The sequence below is a fragment of the Xanthocytophaga agilis genome, from assembly GCF_030068605.1.
GTDB classification, from domain to species: domain Bacteria; phylum Bacteroidota; class Bacteroidia; order Cytophagales; family 172606-1; genus Xanthocytophaga; species Xanthocytophaga agilis.
In genome coordinates, this window is record NZ_JASJOU010000023.1 from 12,940 (window position 1) to 30,773 (window position 17,834).

Annotated in this window: 15 protein-coding genes; 8 read left to right on the plus strand and 7 right to left on the minus strand. The window is 38.1% G+C overall.

Going from position 1 to position 17,834, the window contains the following annotated elements; genetic code table 11:
- Positions 1-74: 74 nt before the first annotated feature.
- Together aspS and QNI22_RS37555 are read right to left on the minus strand one after the other, a co-directional pair.
- On the minus strand, positions 75-1,826 hold the full coding sequence (aspS, locus tag QNI22_RS37550; RefSeq protein ID WP_314519425.1) for an aspartate--tRNA ligase: 1,752 nt from the start codon (positions 1,824-1,826) through the stop codon (positions 75-77).
- Between the two features lie 193 nt (positions 1,827-2,019).
- Positions 2,020-2,553 (minus strand): GNAT family N-acetyltransferase, encoded by a 534-nt coding sequence (locus QNI22_RS37555; RefSeq protein ID WP_314519426.1) that lies wholly within the window; start codon positions 2,551-2,553, stop codon positions 2,020-2,022.
- Between the two features lie 275 nt (positions 2,554-2,828).
- On the opposite strand from QNI22_RS37555, the gene crtD reads away from it, so the two are divergent.
- From crtD to QNI22_RS37580, 5 genes are all read left to right on the plus strand, one after another.
- A complete protein-coding gene (gene crtD / locus QNI22_RS37560; protein WP_314519427.1) occupies positions 2,829-4,325 on the plus strand; it encodes a 1-hydroxycarotenoid 3,4-desaturase CrtD in 1,497 nt (498 codons plus the stop codon).
- A 541-nt stretch (positions 4,326-4,866) separates the two neighbouring features.
- Positions 4,867-5,178: a 50S ribosomal protein L21 gene (rplU, locus tag QNI22_RS37565; RefSeq protein WP_313983263.1), complete on the plus strand. Its 312-nt coding sequence runs from the start codon at positions 4,867-4,869 to the stop codon at positions 5,176-5,178.
- 37 nt (positions 5,179-5,215) lie between these two features.
- Positions 5,216-5,494 carry a 50S ribosomal protein L27 gene (gene rpmA / locus QNI22_RS37570; protein WP_313983260.1) on the plus strand — a complete coding sequence of 93 codons (279 nt, stop codon included), beginning with the start codon at positions 5,216-5,218 and terminating at the stop codon, positions 5,492-5,494.
- Between the two features lie 151 nt (positions 5,495-5,645).
- The gene (locus QNI22_RS37575; RefSeq protein WP_314519530.1) at positions 5,646-6,224 is read left to right on the plus strand and encodes a NifU family protein; all 579 of its coding nucleotides are present in this window, start codon (positions 5,646-5,648) and stop codon (positions 6,222-6,224) included.
- 212 nt (positions 6,225-6,436) lie between these two features.
- On the plus strand, positions 6,437-7,396 hold the full coding sequence (locus QNI22_RS37580) for a DUF1570 domain-containing protein (protein ID WP_314519428.1): 960 nt from the start codon (positions 6,437-6,439) through the stop codon (positions 7,394-7,396).
- Positions 7,397-7,827: 431 nt separating this feature from the next.
- Here QNI22_RS37580 and QNI22_RS37585 read toward each other — a convergent pair whose 3' ends face one another.
- Together QNI22_RS37585 and QNI22_RS37590 are read right to left on the minus strand one after the other, a co-directional pair.
- Complete coding sequence (locus tag QNI22_RS37585; RefSeq protein WP_314519429.1) at positions 7,828-8,706, minus strand: FKBP-type peptidyl-prolyl cis-trans isomerase; 879 nt, start codon at positions 8,704-8,706, stop codon at positions 7,828-7,830.
- A 121-nt stretch (positions 8,707-8,827) separates the two neighbouring features.
- Positions 8,828-9,850, minus strand: a complete 1,023-nt coding sequence (locus QNI22_RS37590) for a DHH family phosphoesterase (RefSeq protein ID WP_314519430.1) — start codon at positions 9,848-9,850, stop codon at positions 8,828-8,830.
- A gap of 342 nt (positions 9,851-10,192) precedes the next feature.
- Here QNI22_RS37590 and QNI22_RS37595 point away from each other — a divergent pair, with 342 nt between their 5' ends.
- Positions 10,193-10,612 carry a nucleoside-diphosphate kinase gene (locus tag QNI22_RS37595; protein ID WP_313983247.1) on the plus strand — a complete coding sequence of 140 codons (420 nt, stop codon included), beginning with the start codon at positions 10,193-10,195 and terminating at the stop codon, positions 10,610-10,612.
- A gap of 384 nt (positions 10,613-10,996) precedes the next feature.
- On the opposite strand, the gene QNI22_RS37600 is transcribed toward QNI22_RS37595, so the two are convergent.
- Complete coding sequence (locus QNI22_RS37600; RefSeq protein WP_314519433.1) at positions 10,997-13,066, minus strand: M3 family metallopeptidase; 2,070 nt, start codon at positions 13,064-13,066, stop codon at positions 10,997-10,999.
- 301 nt (positions 13,067-13,367) lie between these two features.
- On the opposite strand from QNI22_RS37600, the gene QNI22_RS37605 reads away from it, so the two are divergent.
- A complete protein-coding gene (locus QNI22_RS37605; RefSeq protein ID WP_313983238.1) occupies positions 13,368-13,523 on the plus strand; it encodes a hypothetical protein in 156 nt (51 codons plus the stop codon).
- Positions 13,524-13,639: 116 nt separating this feature from the next.
- Positions 13,640-14,389: an EI24 domain-containing protein gene (locus QNI22_RS37610; protein ID WP_314519435.1), complete on the plus strand. Its 750-nt coding sequence runs from the start codon at positions 13,640-13,642 to the stop codon at positions 14,387-14,389.
- Between the two features lie 12 nt (positions 14,390-14,401).
- Here QNI22_RS37610 and QNI22_RS37615 read toward each other — a convergent pair whose 3' ends face one another.
- Together QNI22_RS37615 and QNI22_RS37620 are read right to left on the minus strand one after the other, a co-directional pair.
- Complete coding sequence (locus tag QNI22_RS37615) at positions 14,402-15,457, minus strand: FUSC family protein (protein ID WP_314519436.1); 1,056 nt, start codon at positions 15,455-15,457, stop codon at positions 14,402-14,404.
- A 108-nt stretch (positions 15,458-15,565) separates the two neighbouring features.
- Positions 15,566-17,686 (minus strand): penicillin-binding protein, encoded by a 2,121-nt coding sequence (locus QNI22_RS37620; RefSeq protein WP_314519438.1) that lies wholly within the window; start codon positions 17,684-17,686, stop codon positions 15,566-15,568.
- Positions 17,687-17,834 lie beyond the last annotated feature (148 nt).

Genomic DNA, 17,834 nt, shown 5'->3' on the forward strand with positions numbered 1-17,834 from the left:
CTATAATACTGGACCTTTTCTTTTGTTTAATACCATATAACAAGGTCTATGATGTATGTATTTTACAAGAAATCTTATTTTACATTTGTTTTGATTGACAGTTCATCCAACTGTTTCTCTGAAATAATGGATGGAGAATCAATCATTACATCACGACCTGCATTATTTTTAGGGAAGGCAATAAAGTCACGAATAGAATCCGCACCTCCAAATAAAGAACACAGACGATCAAAGCCAAAAGCAATACCTCCATGTGGTGGAGCACCATATTCAAAAGCCTCCATCAAAAAGCCAAACTGATAGCGTGCTTCTTCATCACTGAAGCCAAGCATAGAGAACATCTTAGCCTGTAGCTCACGATTAAAGATCCGTATAGACCCCCCACCTACTTCTACCCCATTGATCACCATATCATAGGCGTTGGCACGTACACTTCCCGGATCAGTATCCAGCAATGGAATATCTTCAGGTTTAGGAGAAGTAAATGGATGGTGCATAGCAAACCAGCGACTTTCCTCCTCACTCCATTCCAGTAAAGGAAAGTCAACTACCCAATGCACTGAGTATTCATCTGGCTTACGCAAGCCTAATCTATTACCCATCTCCAGGCGCAGTTCATTTAACGCTTTACGTGTTTTATTCGCCTCACCTGATAAAATCAGAATCAAATCGCCTTTTTCTGCACCAAATGCCTCTGCCCACTTTTTCAAATCTTCTTCACTATAGAACTTATCTACCGAAGATTTAAGTGAACCATCTGTGTTGTAACGTGCATACACCAGACCTTTCGCTCCAATCTGAGGTCGTTTTACAAATTCCGTCAGTTCATCTACCTGTTTACGGGTATAATCAGCACATCCTTTGGCACAAATACCCACTACCAATTCTGCGTCATCAAACACACCGAATCCTTTTCCTTTAGCTATGTCATTCAATTCTACGAATGTCATTCCAAAACGGATATCTGGCTTATCTGATCCATAGTTCTTCATGGCATCAGCATAAGTCATACGAGACACTTCACCGATCTCCATGCCTTTCACATTTTTGAACAAATGCCTTACCAAACCTTCGAAGGTATTGAGAATATCTTCCTGGGTGATGAATGACATCTCACAGTCGATCTGTGTAAACTCTGGCTGGCGGTCAGCACGCAAATCCTCATCACGGAAACACTTTACAATCTGATAATACCGATCAAATCCTGACACCATCAACAATTGTTTGAAAGTCTGTGGAGATTGTGGTAACGCATAAAATTCACCTGGATTCATCCGGCTAGGAACCACAAAATCGCGAGCCCCTTCAGGAGTAGATTTAATCAATACAGGTGTTTCAACTTCAATAAAGTTTAATCCATCCAGATAACTACGCGTTTGTTGTGCCATCTTATGACGCAACTGTAAATTCTGACGAACGGGAGTACGACGCAAATCCAGGTAACGATACTTCATACGAAGATCATCTCCGCCATCGGTTGCATCTTCAATAAGAAACGGAGGCAATTTAGCCGGGTTTAAGATTTCCAGCTCAGTTACCAGAATCTCAATGTCTCCGGTAGGCATATTCGGATTCTTGGAGATCCGTTCAATAACTTTACCTGTTGCCTGCAATACAAATTCCCGACCTACCAGTCGTGATTTTTCCAGCAATGCTTTATCCGTTTTCCCTTCTTCAAAAATAAGCTGAGTAAGTCCATAGCGGTCACGCAAGTCTATCCAGTGCATATGTCCTTTGTCACGTGAACGTTGCAACCAGCCACAAACCGTAACAGTTTGCCCTACATGGTCAATTCGGAGTTCTCCACAAGTGTGTGTTCTAAGCATAATATAGTAACTTAAGTCTAAGGACAGATGTCAAAAAAATAACGAATCTCCCTATCTGACAGTCTCCAGGATCAGATATATTGAAGAAATTCGTCTTTTATAAAGAATGCCCGCAAATTTTTGGAAAACGAATCATATAAACAAGGCTTATAAGAAGTATTACACAATATTTTCTTATAACCTCATTTGAAAACTAATTTTCTTCTTCTATCACAGTTTGTTTTTCAATCCGTTCATCTACAATGACAAATCCTGCCTTCAGGTAATTATGCAAAGCAGCAGGATGATCCTGGTCCATAGTATCCAGCGATAACTTCTCCGGATTGGTCTCAAAAACTTTCCCAATAACCCACCGTAAAAAATATTTACCCAGCCCGGCACCTCTGAACTCTGGTACTAATCCAAAGAATGTTAAAAAATATTTGCTGGTATTCTGACGATCTACTTCTGCATATCCTGCAGGTACACCACTTACATACAGTACATAAATATCTACCAACGGATTCTGAATAATGGACAGGAGTTCATCCTTGGTTTTAAGGAGTCTGTCTGCCCACCCAAATTCATGCCCGACTTCCTTATACAGAAAGAGATAAAAACTTGCTGTTGGATTTTTTAAACGAATAATTTCTACATCTTCCAGCTTAGTTGGTATTTGTAACAAAGAAGGCTTTCTGAACTCTAAATATGTTCTTTTTACAAGTTTATAGGTTACTTTTTGAGTCATTTTGAACTAATAGAATAAAATACTATACAGATCGGGACAAATTTACAACCTTGCCAAAAATACAGAACAAACCAATTATTCGTTATAGAATACGGTATTATGTTTTTACAAAACTGTAATAGCTAAAGTAATTACATAGGCTAAAGCCTTTTGAATAAATAGATTTCACCATTATTGCTCTCTCTATTAAACAATGAATGGTAAACAAAATCTAAATAATGAACTTTTGGTGAGGCAATAACTCACCATTTCCCTATACTCAGAACCACTCAACTATGAGCCGAAAAACAGTAGCCATTATTGGAAGCGGAATTGCAGGCATTGCCACCGCAATCCGATTAGCCGCCAAAGGATTTAGAGTCACTATATTTGAAGCGAATAGTTCTCCAGGTGGTAAACTATCTGAGTTTGAACTGGAAGGCTATCGTTTTGATGCTGGCCCTTCTTTATTTACAATGCCTCATTTTGTAGAAGAGTTGTTCCTAATTGCAGGTAAAAACCCCGCTGATTATATTGCTTATGGTAAACTTCCTGTTATCTGTGAATATTTTTATGAAGATGGTACTCATATACGAGCCTATTCCGATCCTGAAAAGTTTGCAGAAGAAATTGAACAGAAAACGGGACAATCCAAGAAAAGTGTCTTGTCTTATCTAAAACAAAGTGCCTTTAAATACGAAGTAACTGCGAATCTGTTTTTAAAACGATCTCTGCACAAATTATCTACCTGGTTAAATCTGGATGCGATCAGAGGGTACTGGAATCTTCCAAAACTAGATGTATTTCAAACATTAAATGAAGTAAACGAACGCCATTTCCAAGATCCACGTGTTGTGCAGCTTTTTAACAGGTATGCCACTTATAATGGATCTAATCCCTATGAGACTCCCGGAATAATGCATATTATTCCTCACCTGGAATATAATGTTGGCGCTTTCTTTCCAGCCAAAGGGATGTATAATATCACGCAAAGTCTCGTTCGTCTGGCTGAAGATATGGGAGTACTATTTTGCTATAATACCCGCATTAATGAAATTGTTGTGTTAAATAACAAGGCAGTAGGAGTACGTCCTAATAAAATTGATGGTCGGCCAGCACCAACCTATGAATCGTTTGATGTAGTAGTCAGCAATATGGATATTGTAAATACATATCGTAAGCTACTCCCTCATGTTGCAGCACCTACCCGCATATTAGAACAACCTAAATCGAGTTCAGCCTTAATATTTTATTGGGGTATTACCAGATCTTTTTTCGAACTGGACCTGCATAATATATTTTTTAGTAAAGACTATCAGCATGAATTTGATTGTTTGTTTCATAAGCAAACCATTTCCAATGATCCAACCATCTACATCAATATTACTTCCAAGTACAAACCTGATGATGCTCCTTCCGGATGCGAAAACTGGTTTACAATGATTAATGTCCCTAATAATTCCGGTCAGGACTGGGATGGTCTGATAGATGAAGCCCGTCGAAATATTATACTCAAGCTAAGCAGGATTCTGAAAACAGACATAAGTAAACTTATAGCCTGTGAATACATTCAGGACCCCAGAACTATAGAAGCACGAACATCATCCAGTCAGGGTGCCTTATATGGTATTAGTTCCAATAACCGTTATGCTGCATTCCTTCGACACGATAATAAATCTTCTAAGGTAAAGAATTTGTACTTTGTTGGAGGCAGTGTACACCCCGGAGGCGGTATACCCTTATCTCTTCTTTCTGCCAAAATTGCAGCTGGCATGGTTAAGGAACCTATATAGTAGCAACTGTATAGAGGAAATAATTACCCAAAACTACAAGTAATGGAAAATATTGTGCCCATGTAAGAATATTCGCTTTTTTACACATTTTACTCTTACAAAGTCTATAATACTCTTAGAATAACACTACTTTGGCATTTATAGATTGTAGAATTAGATACACAGTATTTATAGAGTTTACTTTTATAAAATAATTTTTCACTCAGATATATGATGTTATAAAATCTGTATAATTATTGTGTAATGCTGGTATAAAAGAACTAGTGTTAAAGTTCTATTTAAATAGTATTCAATAGTATTCAAAGAAGAGCTTACTAAAGAAGGAGATAATTTAATAAGAACATGTAGTAGACGATAGGCAAATAAATTATCTATTAGGCTTCATTTTACTTATCCTTTTATAAGATTGTCAATATAATCATAGTTAAATTGTATACTGTTTAGCTTTCATTATATAAAGTTCAGAATTCTCTTTGCATTTTTCATTGAATCACTTATATTTGCGTCCCAATTTTTAAAACTTTATTCTATTTTATAAATCATGTACGCAATTGTAGAAATCGCAGGTCAGCAAATCAAAGTTGAAAAAGATCGGTTCGTCTATGTTAACAGACTAGATGGAGAAGCCGGCGCTGACTTGACATTTGACAAGGTATTGCTTGTCGATAACGGCGGAGATGTGTCAGTAGGAGTACCGACAGTATCAGGAGCCTCTGTTTCAGCTAAAATTCTGGAACATGTAAAAGGAGAAAAAGTGATTATTTTCAAAAAGAAACGCCGTAAAGGATATCGTAAGAAAAACGGTCACCGTCAGCAATATACCAAGATCATGATCAATGGTATTTCCTTATAATCTTTTTCTGATTTTAAATTCTTAATTATACAAAGAAATGGCACACAAGAAAGGGGCCGGTAGTTCCAAAAACGGTCGCGAATCGCATAGCAAACGCCTGGGTGTGAAAAAATTTGGCGGCCAGGTAGTAAAAGCTGGTAACATCATTGTTCGTCAGCGTGGAACTCAACACCACCCTGATGTGAATGTAGGTATCGGCAAAGACCATACATTATTTGCACTAGTAGACGGTCGCGTTACATTCAGAAAAGGCTTTAAAGGACGTTCTTTCGTTTCTGTTGAGCCTGCTGAAGTAGTTGCCGTAGCAGCTGAGTAATTCAGTTATATAGATAAAAAAGCCGATAGCGAAACCGTTATCGGCTTTTTTATTATCTGCCTTTTTCTGAAAAAGGCAGCATCATTGCAACCATTCTCCTAGTGTGAATGTTGAAAAAGAATATCAATCTATCATTCTAATCTTGAGTGTCATGCTTTCCAGATATGTAAATATTTACACAGAGGCAAACCCTAATCCCAATTCTCTGAAATTTGTAGTTAATTTTATGCTTGTGCCTGAAGGCGTTAGTTTTGACTTTCCGGATGCTAAATCTGCTGCAGAGTCTCCATTAGCGACTGAGCTTTTCAACTTTCCGTTTGTTAGAAGAGTATTTTTTATGAGTAATTTTATCACTATCACCAAGGATGAAGAGACAGAATGGAATAGCGTAATTCCAGATATGAAGCAATTTTTAAAAGAATACTTAGAAGCCAACAAGCCTGTACTTGAAAGCGAAAAAGCAAAAACCAGCCATATTATATTTAATGATGATGATCCTGAGATCGTGAAAAAAATCAAACATTTACTGGATGAATATGTACGTCCGGCAGTCGAATCTGATGGCGGGGCTATCACTTTTCACTCATATGATGATGGAATTGTAAAGCTTTTGTTGCAAGGTTCTTGTAGCGGATGCCCATCTTCTACTCTTACGTTAAAATCCGGGATAGAAAATTTACTTAAACGTATGCTCCCTGAAATTAGAGAGGTAGTAGCTGAAGGCGCATAAAAACCATTAGTAATCAACAAGTTAACCACAAAATAATAAAGCCTGGATGTATCTATAGCCCATAGACATATCCAGGCTTTGTCATTTGTTAAAGGTTTACTAACCAATGTATTATTCATTTAAAAACTGAAGTGCAATTAAGCAAAATAGCTGGTAATTATGTAATGTGAAATTACAGCAGACTATTAGGTGTCTGTTAGGTATTGAAAATTATGAGCGTAGCTATGATTGTGACAAAGTTTTGTAATCATGTTTTAGGGATTATCTGTATTGTATTATCACTAGGTGCTGCACCATCTGGTGTATATTCTCATCCCTCTCTTCCTTTTGAAAAAATTCAGATTAAGTCCAAAAAGCCCAACAGCCCAACAGTTGAGTTGTTGACTCATGAATGTCAGTTAGATCCATTGACACAAAGCAAAATCTACAGAGGGATTCAGTTTCAATACGACTTTTATGCACAACACCTTGGCTATGATTTTAGCAGTAACCTGGTTGTACGTATACGTATTTTCAGAGATGCAGATACCTATCGTGCATTTATAGATGCTAACTACCCTCATATTCCCAAAACATGGATAGGAGTGTATTTATCAGGAGTAAATGAAATCCTGGTAAGCATGGAAAAAGATGAAGATGCCTTTTACAAAAATATCTTTCACGAAACCAGTCACCTTCTATTAACAGATAAAGTAAAAAACTGTCCAAATTGGCTGAATGAAGGCCTGGCTGAATATTTTGAGTTCATGGAGATTGAAGGAGAAGAAGTTATAATCCACCCTCAGGTTATTAAAGATACACGTATTAAGAATTGGTTAAGCAATCATCGTATGCCAGATCTGCTCTCATCTATTTCCATGACAAACAAAGAGTGGAACTTTAATGACAATGTTTCTGAAACAGATGAACCCCGCACCTTAGGATGGTCTGTAGCATACTTTATGATGTCAAATCAACAAGGGCAGGACTGCATCAAAGGTTTGCTTAGTCATCTGGCTAAAAATTCCCGTGATACACAAGCATCTGTTCAGGCAATAGATATGAGCTATCCAGGAGGAAGTAAAAAGTTGGTACAAGACTGGAAAGAATGGATCCCTCAAGAACACCTGAACCATGAATATCTGGTTTCGCCTGAAGAAAACCAAACTCAGACAGCTCTTATAAACGAATAAGGTTTACACTAAAGAAAAAGCCCATACATGTATTGTATCATGTATGGGCTTTTTCTTTAGTGTAATTGAGTCATCTCGAACTTTGAAGAGAAACTTACCTATCCGAATAATGCATACGATATTCACTACACAGAAGAACTTACGTTTAATTCACGACAGGCAAGATATTGCTTGTCGTGAATTCCCATCAAAAAATAGTTTGTAGTGAGCTGTAATCAAAATAAAAAATGCTGTGAATACTATGCAAAATGTCTGTTGACTAATAATATTGTCTTGCCCTTGTTAAAAAATAGGTTGACATGAACTATGCGCAGACTTAAAACTTTATTCCAAAACATTCAATTGCTTTTCATACAATTTGAGATAGGTCATATTTACAAAAAAAGGCTCATACGTGTATGAGCCTTTTTTCTATTGCAGATAGTATAGTACTATTGAGCAGATACTACTGTTACTTCAAATACTAAAGGTGAATAAGGAGGTATACCTGTTGTTCCAGATTCTTTATACCCTAAAGAAGAAGGCATCATAAAAACAGCAGTTTCCCCTGTTTTCATCAGCTTTAATGCCTCTGTAAAACCTGCAATCAGACCTGAATTGGTTAGATAGAAACTGGAATTTTGTCCTGCTGGAGTTTGGTCAAAAATCTGACCATCTAAGAACGTTCCCTTGTATGTTAGCGTTGCCTGTGATTTACCATTAACTGCAGTGCCGGAAGGGTTCTTTTTCTTAAAATAAGCATACAAGCCTGTTTGAGTCTTAACTACACTATCTTCAGGAAACTTTTTACGGGATATATAATCCTGTAATGCTTCATCCTCTGTTTGTACAGCAATAAGCTTCAAATCAAAAACTAATACAGAATAGGAAGGTACAACTCCATTATAGGCAGCATTTGACCCAAATCCCAGGTAGAATGGTATAATAGCAATAGCACTATCTCCCGTCTTCATGTAACCTGCTACTTCCTCGATACCAGGAATCACATAATTACCACGATAAGGAAATCTCAGAAACTCATCAGGCTTATACCTTGCAGTATCGAAAACAGTTCCATTAGTCAGTTTTCCAACGTATGCCATTACAATCTGACTACCTGTAGCGGGAGCTTTTGCACCAGAATTATAATTAGTAACTTTATAACGAAGACCAGAACTTGATGCTTGGACCTGTAAGTTTTTATTAGTGATATACTGTTGAATAATTTGTTCATTGCTCTTCACATTATTCTCATATGTGTTATCACCATTCAATGAACAAGCTTGTAAAAGCAAAATTGCGGCTAAAAAAAGGTAACTAATCTTTTGCATAAACTAAAGTAAGAAGGTTGGTTGCAAAGTAGACACTCTAAATCATAATTTGGTTGCATTACAAATAAGAACTATTCACAAAAATCATTTTAGCTCTGGTCATCAGTACCTTGCCTTACGACTATTTATCGGAAACAAACAATTCCTGTTTATATTGAGGGACCACATCCAGAAACTTTTGTATCGTCTCTTTTAATGACACAAGAGATCTTCCACCTGCAGCATTTTTATGCCCTCCCCCATTGAAATACTTACGGGAAAATTCATTTACAGAGAAATTCCCTACTGAGCGGAATGAAATACGAATCATCCCTTCACGTTCAGTAAAAAGTGCAGAGAATACAATATTTTCAATAGACAAACCATAGTTTACCAGTCCTTCCGTATCACCTGTCTGCGAGTGATATTTATCCAATTCATCAGCACTAATAGCAAAATAAGCAATTCGATATTCAGGTAGTACAATCAATTTATCCTTCAGAGCAAAACCCAAAAACCGCATACGCTCCTCTGTATTGGTATCGTAAATCAGTCGATTTACTTTTGATATCGCTACACCCTTATCTATCAGAGCAGCACATACCAGGTGCACATCCTTCGTAGTATTTGAATGCCGGAAGGAACCTGTATCTGTCATTATACCTGCATACAAGCATTCTGCAATAGACAAGTCTATCTTGTCGGCATCGCCTAGATCTGTGATAAGCTCATAAATCAATTGACAGGTTGCAGCAGCACTGGTTTTACTTAGTGTATAATCTGCAAAAAGCTCTGGCTCCAAATGATGATCTATCAGCACTTTTTTGGCGGAGGAATTTCTTACAATCTCTCCAATCTCTCCAATTCGGTTTAATGAAGGAAAGTCTAAACAAAAAATCATATCTGCATCATGAAAGATTTGCTGAGCAATAGCAGCATTCCCTTCTGCTTCAAAATTGATCACACCTTCATTGCCATCCATCCATTGTAAAAATTTCGGATAATCGGTAGGTGTAATAACCTGAACAGTATGACTTTTCTTTTTAAGATATCCTGCAAGCCCTAATGAAGATCCCAACGCATCTGCATCAGGTTTGGGATGGGTAATGATCGCAATTTTTTTTGGAGAACCGAGGAGTTCCTTAAAAGCCTCAAAATTTTGCATGTCACACAAGAAAAAAGTGAAGAAAACACATAATTTATTTTGAAAAAAGCCTACAAAAATCAGGATAAAAATGGTCTAAACCAAACATGATTTTTATCACATTTATCTCAATCATGCTTTCATCTGGGTTAATAGTATTATTTACTCAATCTACTCCAAATCGTATATACCTCATATTCGCAGTAATGACAAAACACAAGTTAGTACATAAAAAAACACCTGTAAATTTGGCTTACGTACCCCTTTCGGTTAATTTCGCGCCGCAAAACGCTTACACCAGTCAGATAAAATCGGTATAAGCTATAAAATCTTAACTTTTCATTTCCTAATTAATTAATCTTTATGGCAGGAAACCGCACATTTACGATGATTAAACCCGATGCTGTGAAAGACGGACATACGGGCAGTATTTTAAAGATGATTGAAGCCGCCGGGTTCCGGATTGTAGCTTTAAAACTGACTCATCTGACAAGTGAAAGAGCTGGCCAGTTTTATGAAGTTCACAAAGAAAGACCTTTCTATAAAGATCTTTGTGCCTATATGTCTTCCGGAGCTATTGTGGCCGCTATTTTAGAGAAAGAGAATGCGGTAGCTGATTTTCGTAAACTGATTGGTGCAACAAATCCTGCACAGGCAGAAGAAGGTACTATCCGCAAGTTATTTGCAAAATCACTGGAAGCAAACGCGGTACATGGTTCTGACTCTGATGAAAATGCAGAAATTGAAGGCAACTTCTATTTTGCACGTACAGACAAATATTAATATCTGTTTTTGATATAAGTCCTCTTATCAACAAAGAGGACTTTTTATTTCTGATGAGGGATATCCTAGTGATGTCCCTCTCCTTTTTTAGTGATATTACTAGCAATTACTATTGAGATTACTAACAAAACAGCAGTCCCAAAAAAAGCATAACTGAAAGAAGACGGTACTTTACAGCTGCTTAGAGTAGTCATTAATAAAGCAAAAAGAAAAGGGGCTCTTAAATTTTTCATGAGATTATGTTTGTATCGAGATTCATTTCTTGAATTCAGGGCAGCAATTTACACTATTTCCTCATTTGCACCTCTTATATGTAAGAGGTTTTTACATTTTTGTATGTTAGGCATACAAAAATAGACGTATGCCCATTTCAATAATAGGCTTCTAATTAACCAATAGTCCACTCCGTTTCAACAATGCCTTTGGAGAAGGTTCTTGTCCTCTGAAGCGTTTATACAAATCCATTGGAGCCTCACTTCCTCCTTTCGAAAGAATATTTTCCCGAAATGCATCTGCAACCTGACGATTAAAAATGCCTTTTTCTTTAAAGTACTCAAATGCATCAGCATCCAGCACTTCCGCCCACTTATAGCTATAGTATCCAGCTGAGTACCCCCCTGCAAAGATATGTGAGAAGGCAACGCTGGTATTAATCCCTTCAGTTTCAGGAAAAAGACTGGTTTGAAGAATGGCCTGGCGTTCAAACTCAGCTACATCTGAAATAGGTTGCGCATTTCCATGATAAGCCATATCCAGCATACCAAAGCTAAGTTGACGAAGAGTACCATACCCCTCCATAAAGTTAGCACTGGCAATAATCTTTTCAATCAATTCCTGTGGAATTGGCTCATTGGTCTCATAATGACGTGCAAACAAATCTAGAGCCTCTTTTTCATAACACCAGTTCTCCATAATCTGAGAAGGCAGTTCAACAAAATCCCAATAGACATTGGTACCAGAAGTAGAGCCATATGCACACTTAGACAACATGCCATGCAATGCATGCCCAAATTCATGGAAAAGTGTAGTTACCTCTCCAAATGTCAACAGAGAAGGCTTGGTTTCTGTTGGCTTGGTAAAGTTACATACAATGGACACATGTGGGCGAATGTCTTTTCCGTTCAGTATACGTTGATCACGATAGCTTGTCATCCAGGCTCCATTTCGTTTACCTTCGCGTGGAAAGTAATCCGCATAAAAAACGGATACAAAGTTTCCATTATCATCTGTTACATCATAAGCTGTAACTTCAGGATGATAGACTGGAATTTGTTTATTCTCTTTAAAGTTCAATCCAAAAAGCTTATTCGCTACCTTAAATACACCATCAATTACATTCTCCAGCTTGAAATAAGGTTTTAAGATTTCATCATCAATGGCATATTTCTCTTTTTTAAGTTTCTCTGAGTAAAATGCATAATCCCAACGTTGCAATCTCTCTTCAGCAAATCCCTGTGTTTTGGCATATTGCGTTAGCTCCTGCATTTGCTGCTCAGCAACAGGTTTTGCATATTCCAGAAGTTCATCTAAAAAATGAATTACCTTTTTAGGTGCTCCTGCCATTCGTTCTTCTAATACGAAATGCGCATGAGATTCATATCCCAACAGTTGGGCACGTTTATGACGCAATGCAACTATATTTTTAACGATCTCCCGATTATCATTTTCATTTCCTAGAAAAGCCCGTGAGTTATAAGCCATTGCTAACTTTCTGCGTAATTCCCTGTTTTCACCATAAGCCATAAATGGCATATAGCTTGGTGCCTGTAATGTGAAAGCCCATCCACTCTTACCTTTTTCCTTAGCTGCCATCTTAGCTGCCTCTCTTACAAATTCAGGTAAGCCAGCCAGATCTTCTTCATTATCCACTTCCAGCAGAAATGCATTCGTCTCATTCAACACATGCTCTCCAAAGGTAAGCGACAGCTCAGAGATCTTTACATCTATCTCCCGTAAACGAGCTTTATCATCTTCATTCAGGTTGGCCCCATTACGTGCAAAGCCTTTGTAGGTTTTATCCAGCAGGGTTTTTCCTTCAACAGATAAATTCAGTTCATTGCGTTGATCATAAACGGTTTTTATCCGATCAAATAAAACAGCATTCAATCGTATATCGTTTCCATACTCAGATAGTAACGGCGACGCATCCTTTACAATTTTTTGTAGTTCCGGACTTGTTTCAGCAGAGTTCAGATTGAATAATATAGCAGATACCCGATCCACTAATGATCCACTTTGGTCCAATGCAGCAATTGTGTTTTCGAATGTGGGTGCTTCCGGATTATTTACAATAGCATCAATCTCTTTTTTACCTGCTTCAATAGCCTCTTTTAAAGCAGGTAAATAATGTTCGTTCTTAATCCTGTCAAATGGAAAAGTTTCGTGGGGAGTTTGAAAGCTTTCTAATAAAGGATTTTGGGTTGTTTCAAGCTGGGTGTTCTTTATATCAGTCATAGTATTTTAATTAGGTCTTCAGGTTTATATTATACACAAATGAAACAGATTTTTAGGAAACGACCATATATCCCTGTTAGTTCTTAACAAAGAGTATTTTTGTCTCATCATAAAGAAGAATATCAATGTACAGCATATCTATTTAGATATTTTATTTTTTTCATAAAATTTTCTTGAAAACAAGTTTGTAGTTAGTATTGAAATACCGTACATTTGCGCCTCATTTCTGTTTTCTATTTGGACAGAAAGACTAACTTCAGGAAAGTTTACATCGTTTTATAAAATATTAATTGTAGCGAACATGGGAGTTACCAGATTAAAAAGAAAAGAAAAGCGCAATCGTGCGGTTGCTAATAACCGTCAGTCACGTATCAATCAATTGAGCAAAAAGCCAATCATCAAAAATATTGATGTTGAAGCAATTAAGGCTGAATTTGAAGCGAAAGCTGCAAAATAAGGTTTTTCTTCTCAAAAGAACATTCTTAATGAAGGTGGAAACAAGTTTGTTTTCACCTTTTTTATTTTAGTCTATATTCGATCAGAAACCACAACCATCAGAGAAGTATTTACTCCATGAAAGCATTTCTACGCAAGATGCTGGCGGCGATATATGCTTATGCCCAGACATTTTCATTTATCAATCGCCATCGTTTATGGAAGCTTGTATTGATCCCAGCTATTATCTATCTTCTTATCTATGGAGCGTTACTTACTGTTATCATTCTGAACACAAATCTGTTAAGTGATCCTCTTGCTCATTGGATCCATGCAGATACTCTTTCAGGGCCATTGGGAAATCTGGCACGGGGAGTGGTATCCTGGCTAGTCAGGGCTCTTGTTTTCATTCTATACTTTAAGTTATTCCGATATATTGTACTCATTTTATCATCTCCTGCGATTGCATTAATGGCAGAAAAAACGCAGGAAATACTAACAGGAGTAACTCATCCTTTTGATCGGAAGCAATTTATACAGGATGTATGGCGAGGTATCAGGCTTTCTATTCGTAATTTGCTAACCGAATGGTTCATCACTATTCCGCTTTATTTCCTTCTTTTTATTCCTGTAGTCGACTTTTTTATAGGTATCGCTATTCTTCTTATAGAAAGTTATTTTGTAGGTTTTTCCATGATGGATTACCGCAATGAATTTTTGCGTATGTCAGGTAGGGATAGCCGTCTGCTTATCCAGCGAAACAAAAGTATAGCAATAGGGATTGGACTGATATTCTCTCTTTTTTTAGCGATCCCATTTTTAGGAGCATTAGTGGCACCTATGTTGGCAGTAGTGGCGGCAGCCTTGGTGATGGAACAAAAATTCTGAACCAGATTTATTTCATCTCTCGGGTAATGTAACTTCTTTTAAAATACGTTTTAAATCTGTCAGTATGCTTCCCATATCACGCAATACTGGTAGTGATGTGATTGCATGAATCTCGGCCAGACATTGTAGTTGAATCTGCTTCGCCTCTTCGATGCTGTCAGCTAACTTTGTATAGGAAGCTTCTGAGCCAGACACTACGGCTTCTCCATACAAGGCAATACATTGAGCAGTGATCGCAATGGCAGATTTTAGACTTTCAGTAGCCCTACTGTCAGGCTTCCAGGCCATTTCAGTATATAAATCAAAAATAGCTCGCCTTACTCCCCGAATCTGTACTGTTATATGTTCCAGATAACGAACATTCTGGTCTAATTCTGTTAATCTCTTTTTGACATGGGAAAGAAACGGAGTATAGCGTAATGCCTTTTCAGCTGTACGTGCAGCAAGAATAGCAGCCTCTGTTTTCTCTACCAACACTGCAATGGTTTCTCTAGCCTTCTGATTGTTCTCTTCACTCTCTAATAATAGTGTTAATTCACCTAAAGCCTGAGCCGATACACTGCTTAAAGTCAAAATATGGGTTTGTATAGTTGGAATAATTTTCTGAGGAACTATCAAGGCATTAACAGCAATGGCAATAGCAGAGCCTAAAAATGTCTCAACAACTCTGTTAAGCACATATCCTTGTGTACCGCCAAATGCTAATACAATAAATGAACTTACTGCCACCTGTGAAATAATCTGACTATTCATACGGAATACTTTTGCCAGAGCCATTCCCAACAGAATCACAAGAAAAATGGAAATTGTTCCCATAGGAAACCAGTGTCCAATCAGCATACTGACCAACACACCTCCTATTAAACCTATGATACGTTGTGTAGCTTTTTCCCAGGAGTCAGCCACTGTTACCTGTACTGTCAGTATAGCAGCCAAGGGAGCAAAATATGGATACTGTGCATGTAATAGTTGAGCAGCTACAATCCATGATAAGGCAGCCGCTAGCGCCGTTTTAAATGCTTGCAATGAAAGTCCTAACTTCTCTAACAGAGCTAGAATCTGTTTCATAGATGAAACCAGTTAATTTGGATGAAAGTACATAAAAAAGATGCCTGCACCAGAACATATTCTATCAAGTGCAGGCAATGTACACAAAAACTCTTTCCCTTAGCAGAATTACATAGGCTCTTCTAACTGAATGGTGATAGTACTATTCTTTAATGCCAGACTTCCTGGAGATTGGGACTGGTTAACTACTCTCCCTTTTCCAGAATACCGTACCCTCAGACCACGGTTTTCAAGAATATACAAAGCATCCCGCAATGTCATACCTGTTACATCGGGAACCTTACCAGGTTTACCCTGCCGGTTAGCCCAAGTAATACTTTTACTTCCTGCCACAGCGACTGCCCATTCCTGCAGATTTCCATCGGCATGATTGGAAATACCGATTTCATTGCACAGATACTGCATATCATCGAGATTGCCAGCTCTCACAACCGGAAATCCAGAAACTTTACCTCGCTCGGGCATCATTTTATGCATTTCTACATCTAATGCATAAATCTTATCTGCTACTTCTTTAAATACCGGAGCAGCTACATCCGACCCATACTGTTCAAATCCCTGAGGTCCATCAATAACTACAATACAACTATATTTTGGACGATGAGCAGGGAAAAATCCGGCAAACGACGTATAATAACTTTTTGTATAACGTCCATTACGGAGCTTCTGGGTTGTCCCGGTTTTTCCTGCAATTTTATAGGCACTACCTGCAATGTTTTTAGCTGTTCCACGCTCCACAACGCCTTCCAGCATTCGGGTAACTTTTTCAAGGGTTGCATCCGAACAAATTTTTTCGTTCATCACACGCCCCTGATAGGCTTCAAGAGTTTCATCCGCTGTACGTATTTGCCTCACAATAATAGGCTGGATCAGTTTTCCATGATTAGCAACAGCATTATAGAAGGTAAGAATCTGAAGAGGTGACATCTCGTTTTCATATCCGACAGCCATCCAAGGAAGAGACAAACCACTCCAGGTAGGATTTTTAGGGGTTCTGATTAATGGTACAGCCTCTCCCATCATCTGAAAACCTAAGGGTCTGGTAAGTCCGAAAGATTCAAGATAGTGAATAAAACGATCCGGCTTATTCCCAAAATTCTGATGAACCAGCTTGACAAATGCAATATTTGAGGACACTTCAAAAGCTTCCTGTACTGTCACTTTCCCATGAGCTTTTGCATCACGCATTACCCGATCGTAGAACCGGTATTCTCCATTTCCTGTTTCAATACTGTCCATGGGTGACACTCTGGTTTCTTCAAGTAAGGCAATCATTGAGGCTAGCTTGAAAGTGGAACCAGGGTTAGTTCTACCTTGTGGACCTACTGCATAGTTATAATTTTCTCCATATACTCCTTCTCCTATTTTTCCAAGGTTGGCAATTGCCTTGATTTCACCGGTAGCTACTTCCATTACCATAACACAACCATAGTTAGCTCTGTGTTTCTGCAGAGCCCTCAACAATGAGGTTTCTGCCACATCCTGCACATTAATATTGATTGTAGTCTGGATATCGAATCCCTGTTCCGGATCTACCTCATCAGCATCCCCTATAGGCTTCCATGCTCCACCAGACATTCGCTGAAACAAAGCCCGTCCATTTTGTCCTGCCAGTTGTTTATTATAACTGAACTCCAGACCGGCACCTTGTTTCTTATCATTTAAAAACCCAATAGTTCGCTGAGCCAGAAATTTAAAAGGTCTGTACCGTCGATCCAATCGTTCAAAAATTACCCCTCCCTTATTACGGCCATACCGGAATATGGGCCACTTCTCCATCATCTTCTTACCCTGGTAATCTATTAGTTTTTGATTCATAACCAGGTACTGTTTCTGATCACCATCTTTCACGTGTTCATTAAACTTTCGGATATCTTTAATCCGACGACGGTATTCATCTGGAGTACGGTCGCCAAAGTAATTGGAGAGTAAGATAGCCAGAGAGTCTAATCCTTTCGCAATTGTAGTATCCTTTGCCACCGTGGGATCAATGGCTAGCCTGTAAAACGGCAAAGAGGTAGCCAGCAAACTACCATCATCTGCATAGATATTTCCCCGCACAGCTTTTACAATACGATAATCGGTCATACGCTTGCGAGCTATGGTATGCCATTTTGTTCCATCAACCCATTGTAACCAGACAATGCGCACAACAACTCCAATAGCAAATACAGCAACCAGAAGATAGGCTATCCGAACCCTTACTAGTATGGCTTTTTTTATACTCATAGGTTTATAAAATGGTATCCAGAAGGATGTGTTGGTCTGCGATCATTCTGTTGTACAAAAATCGGAGATTGACATTTCATTCGCAAACAGATTTTTACTTGCCTTTATTGTATCAGTGTGTTTTTATTCCTCAACACTTTATTCAGGA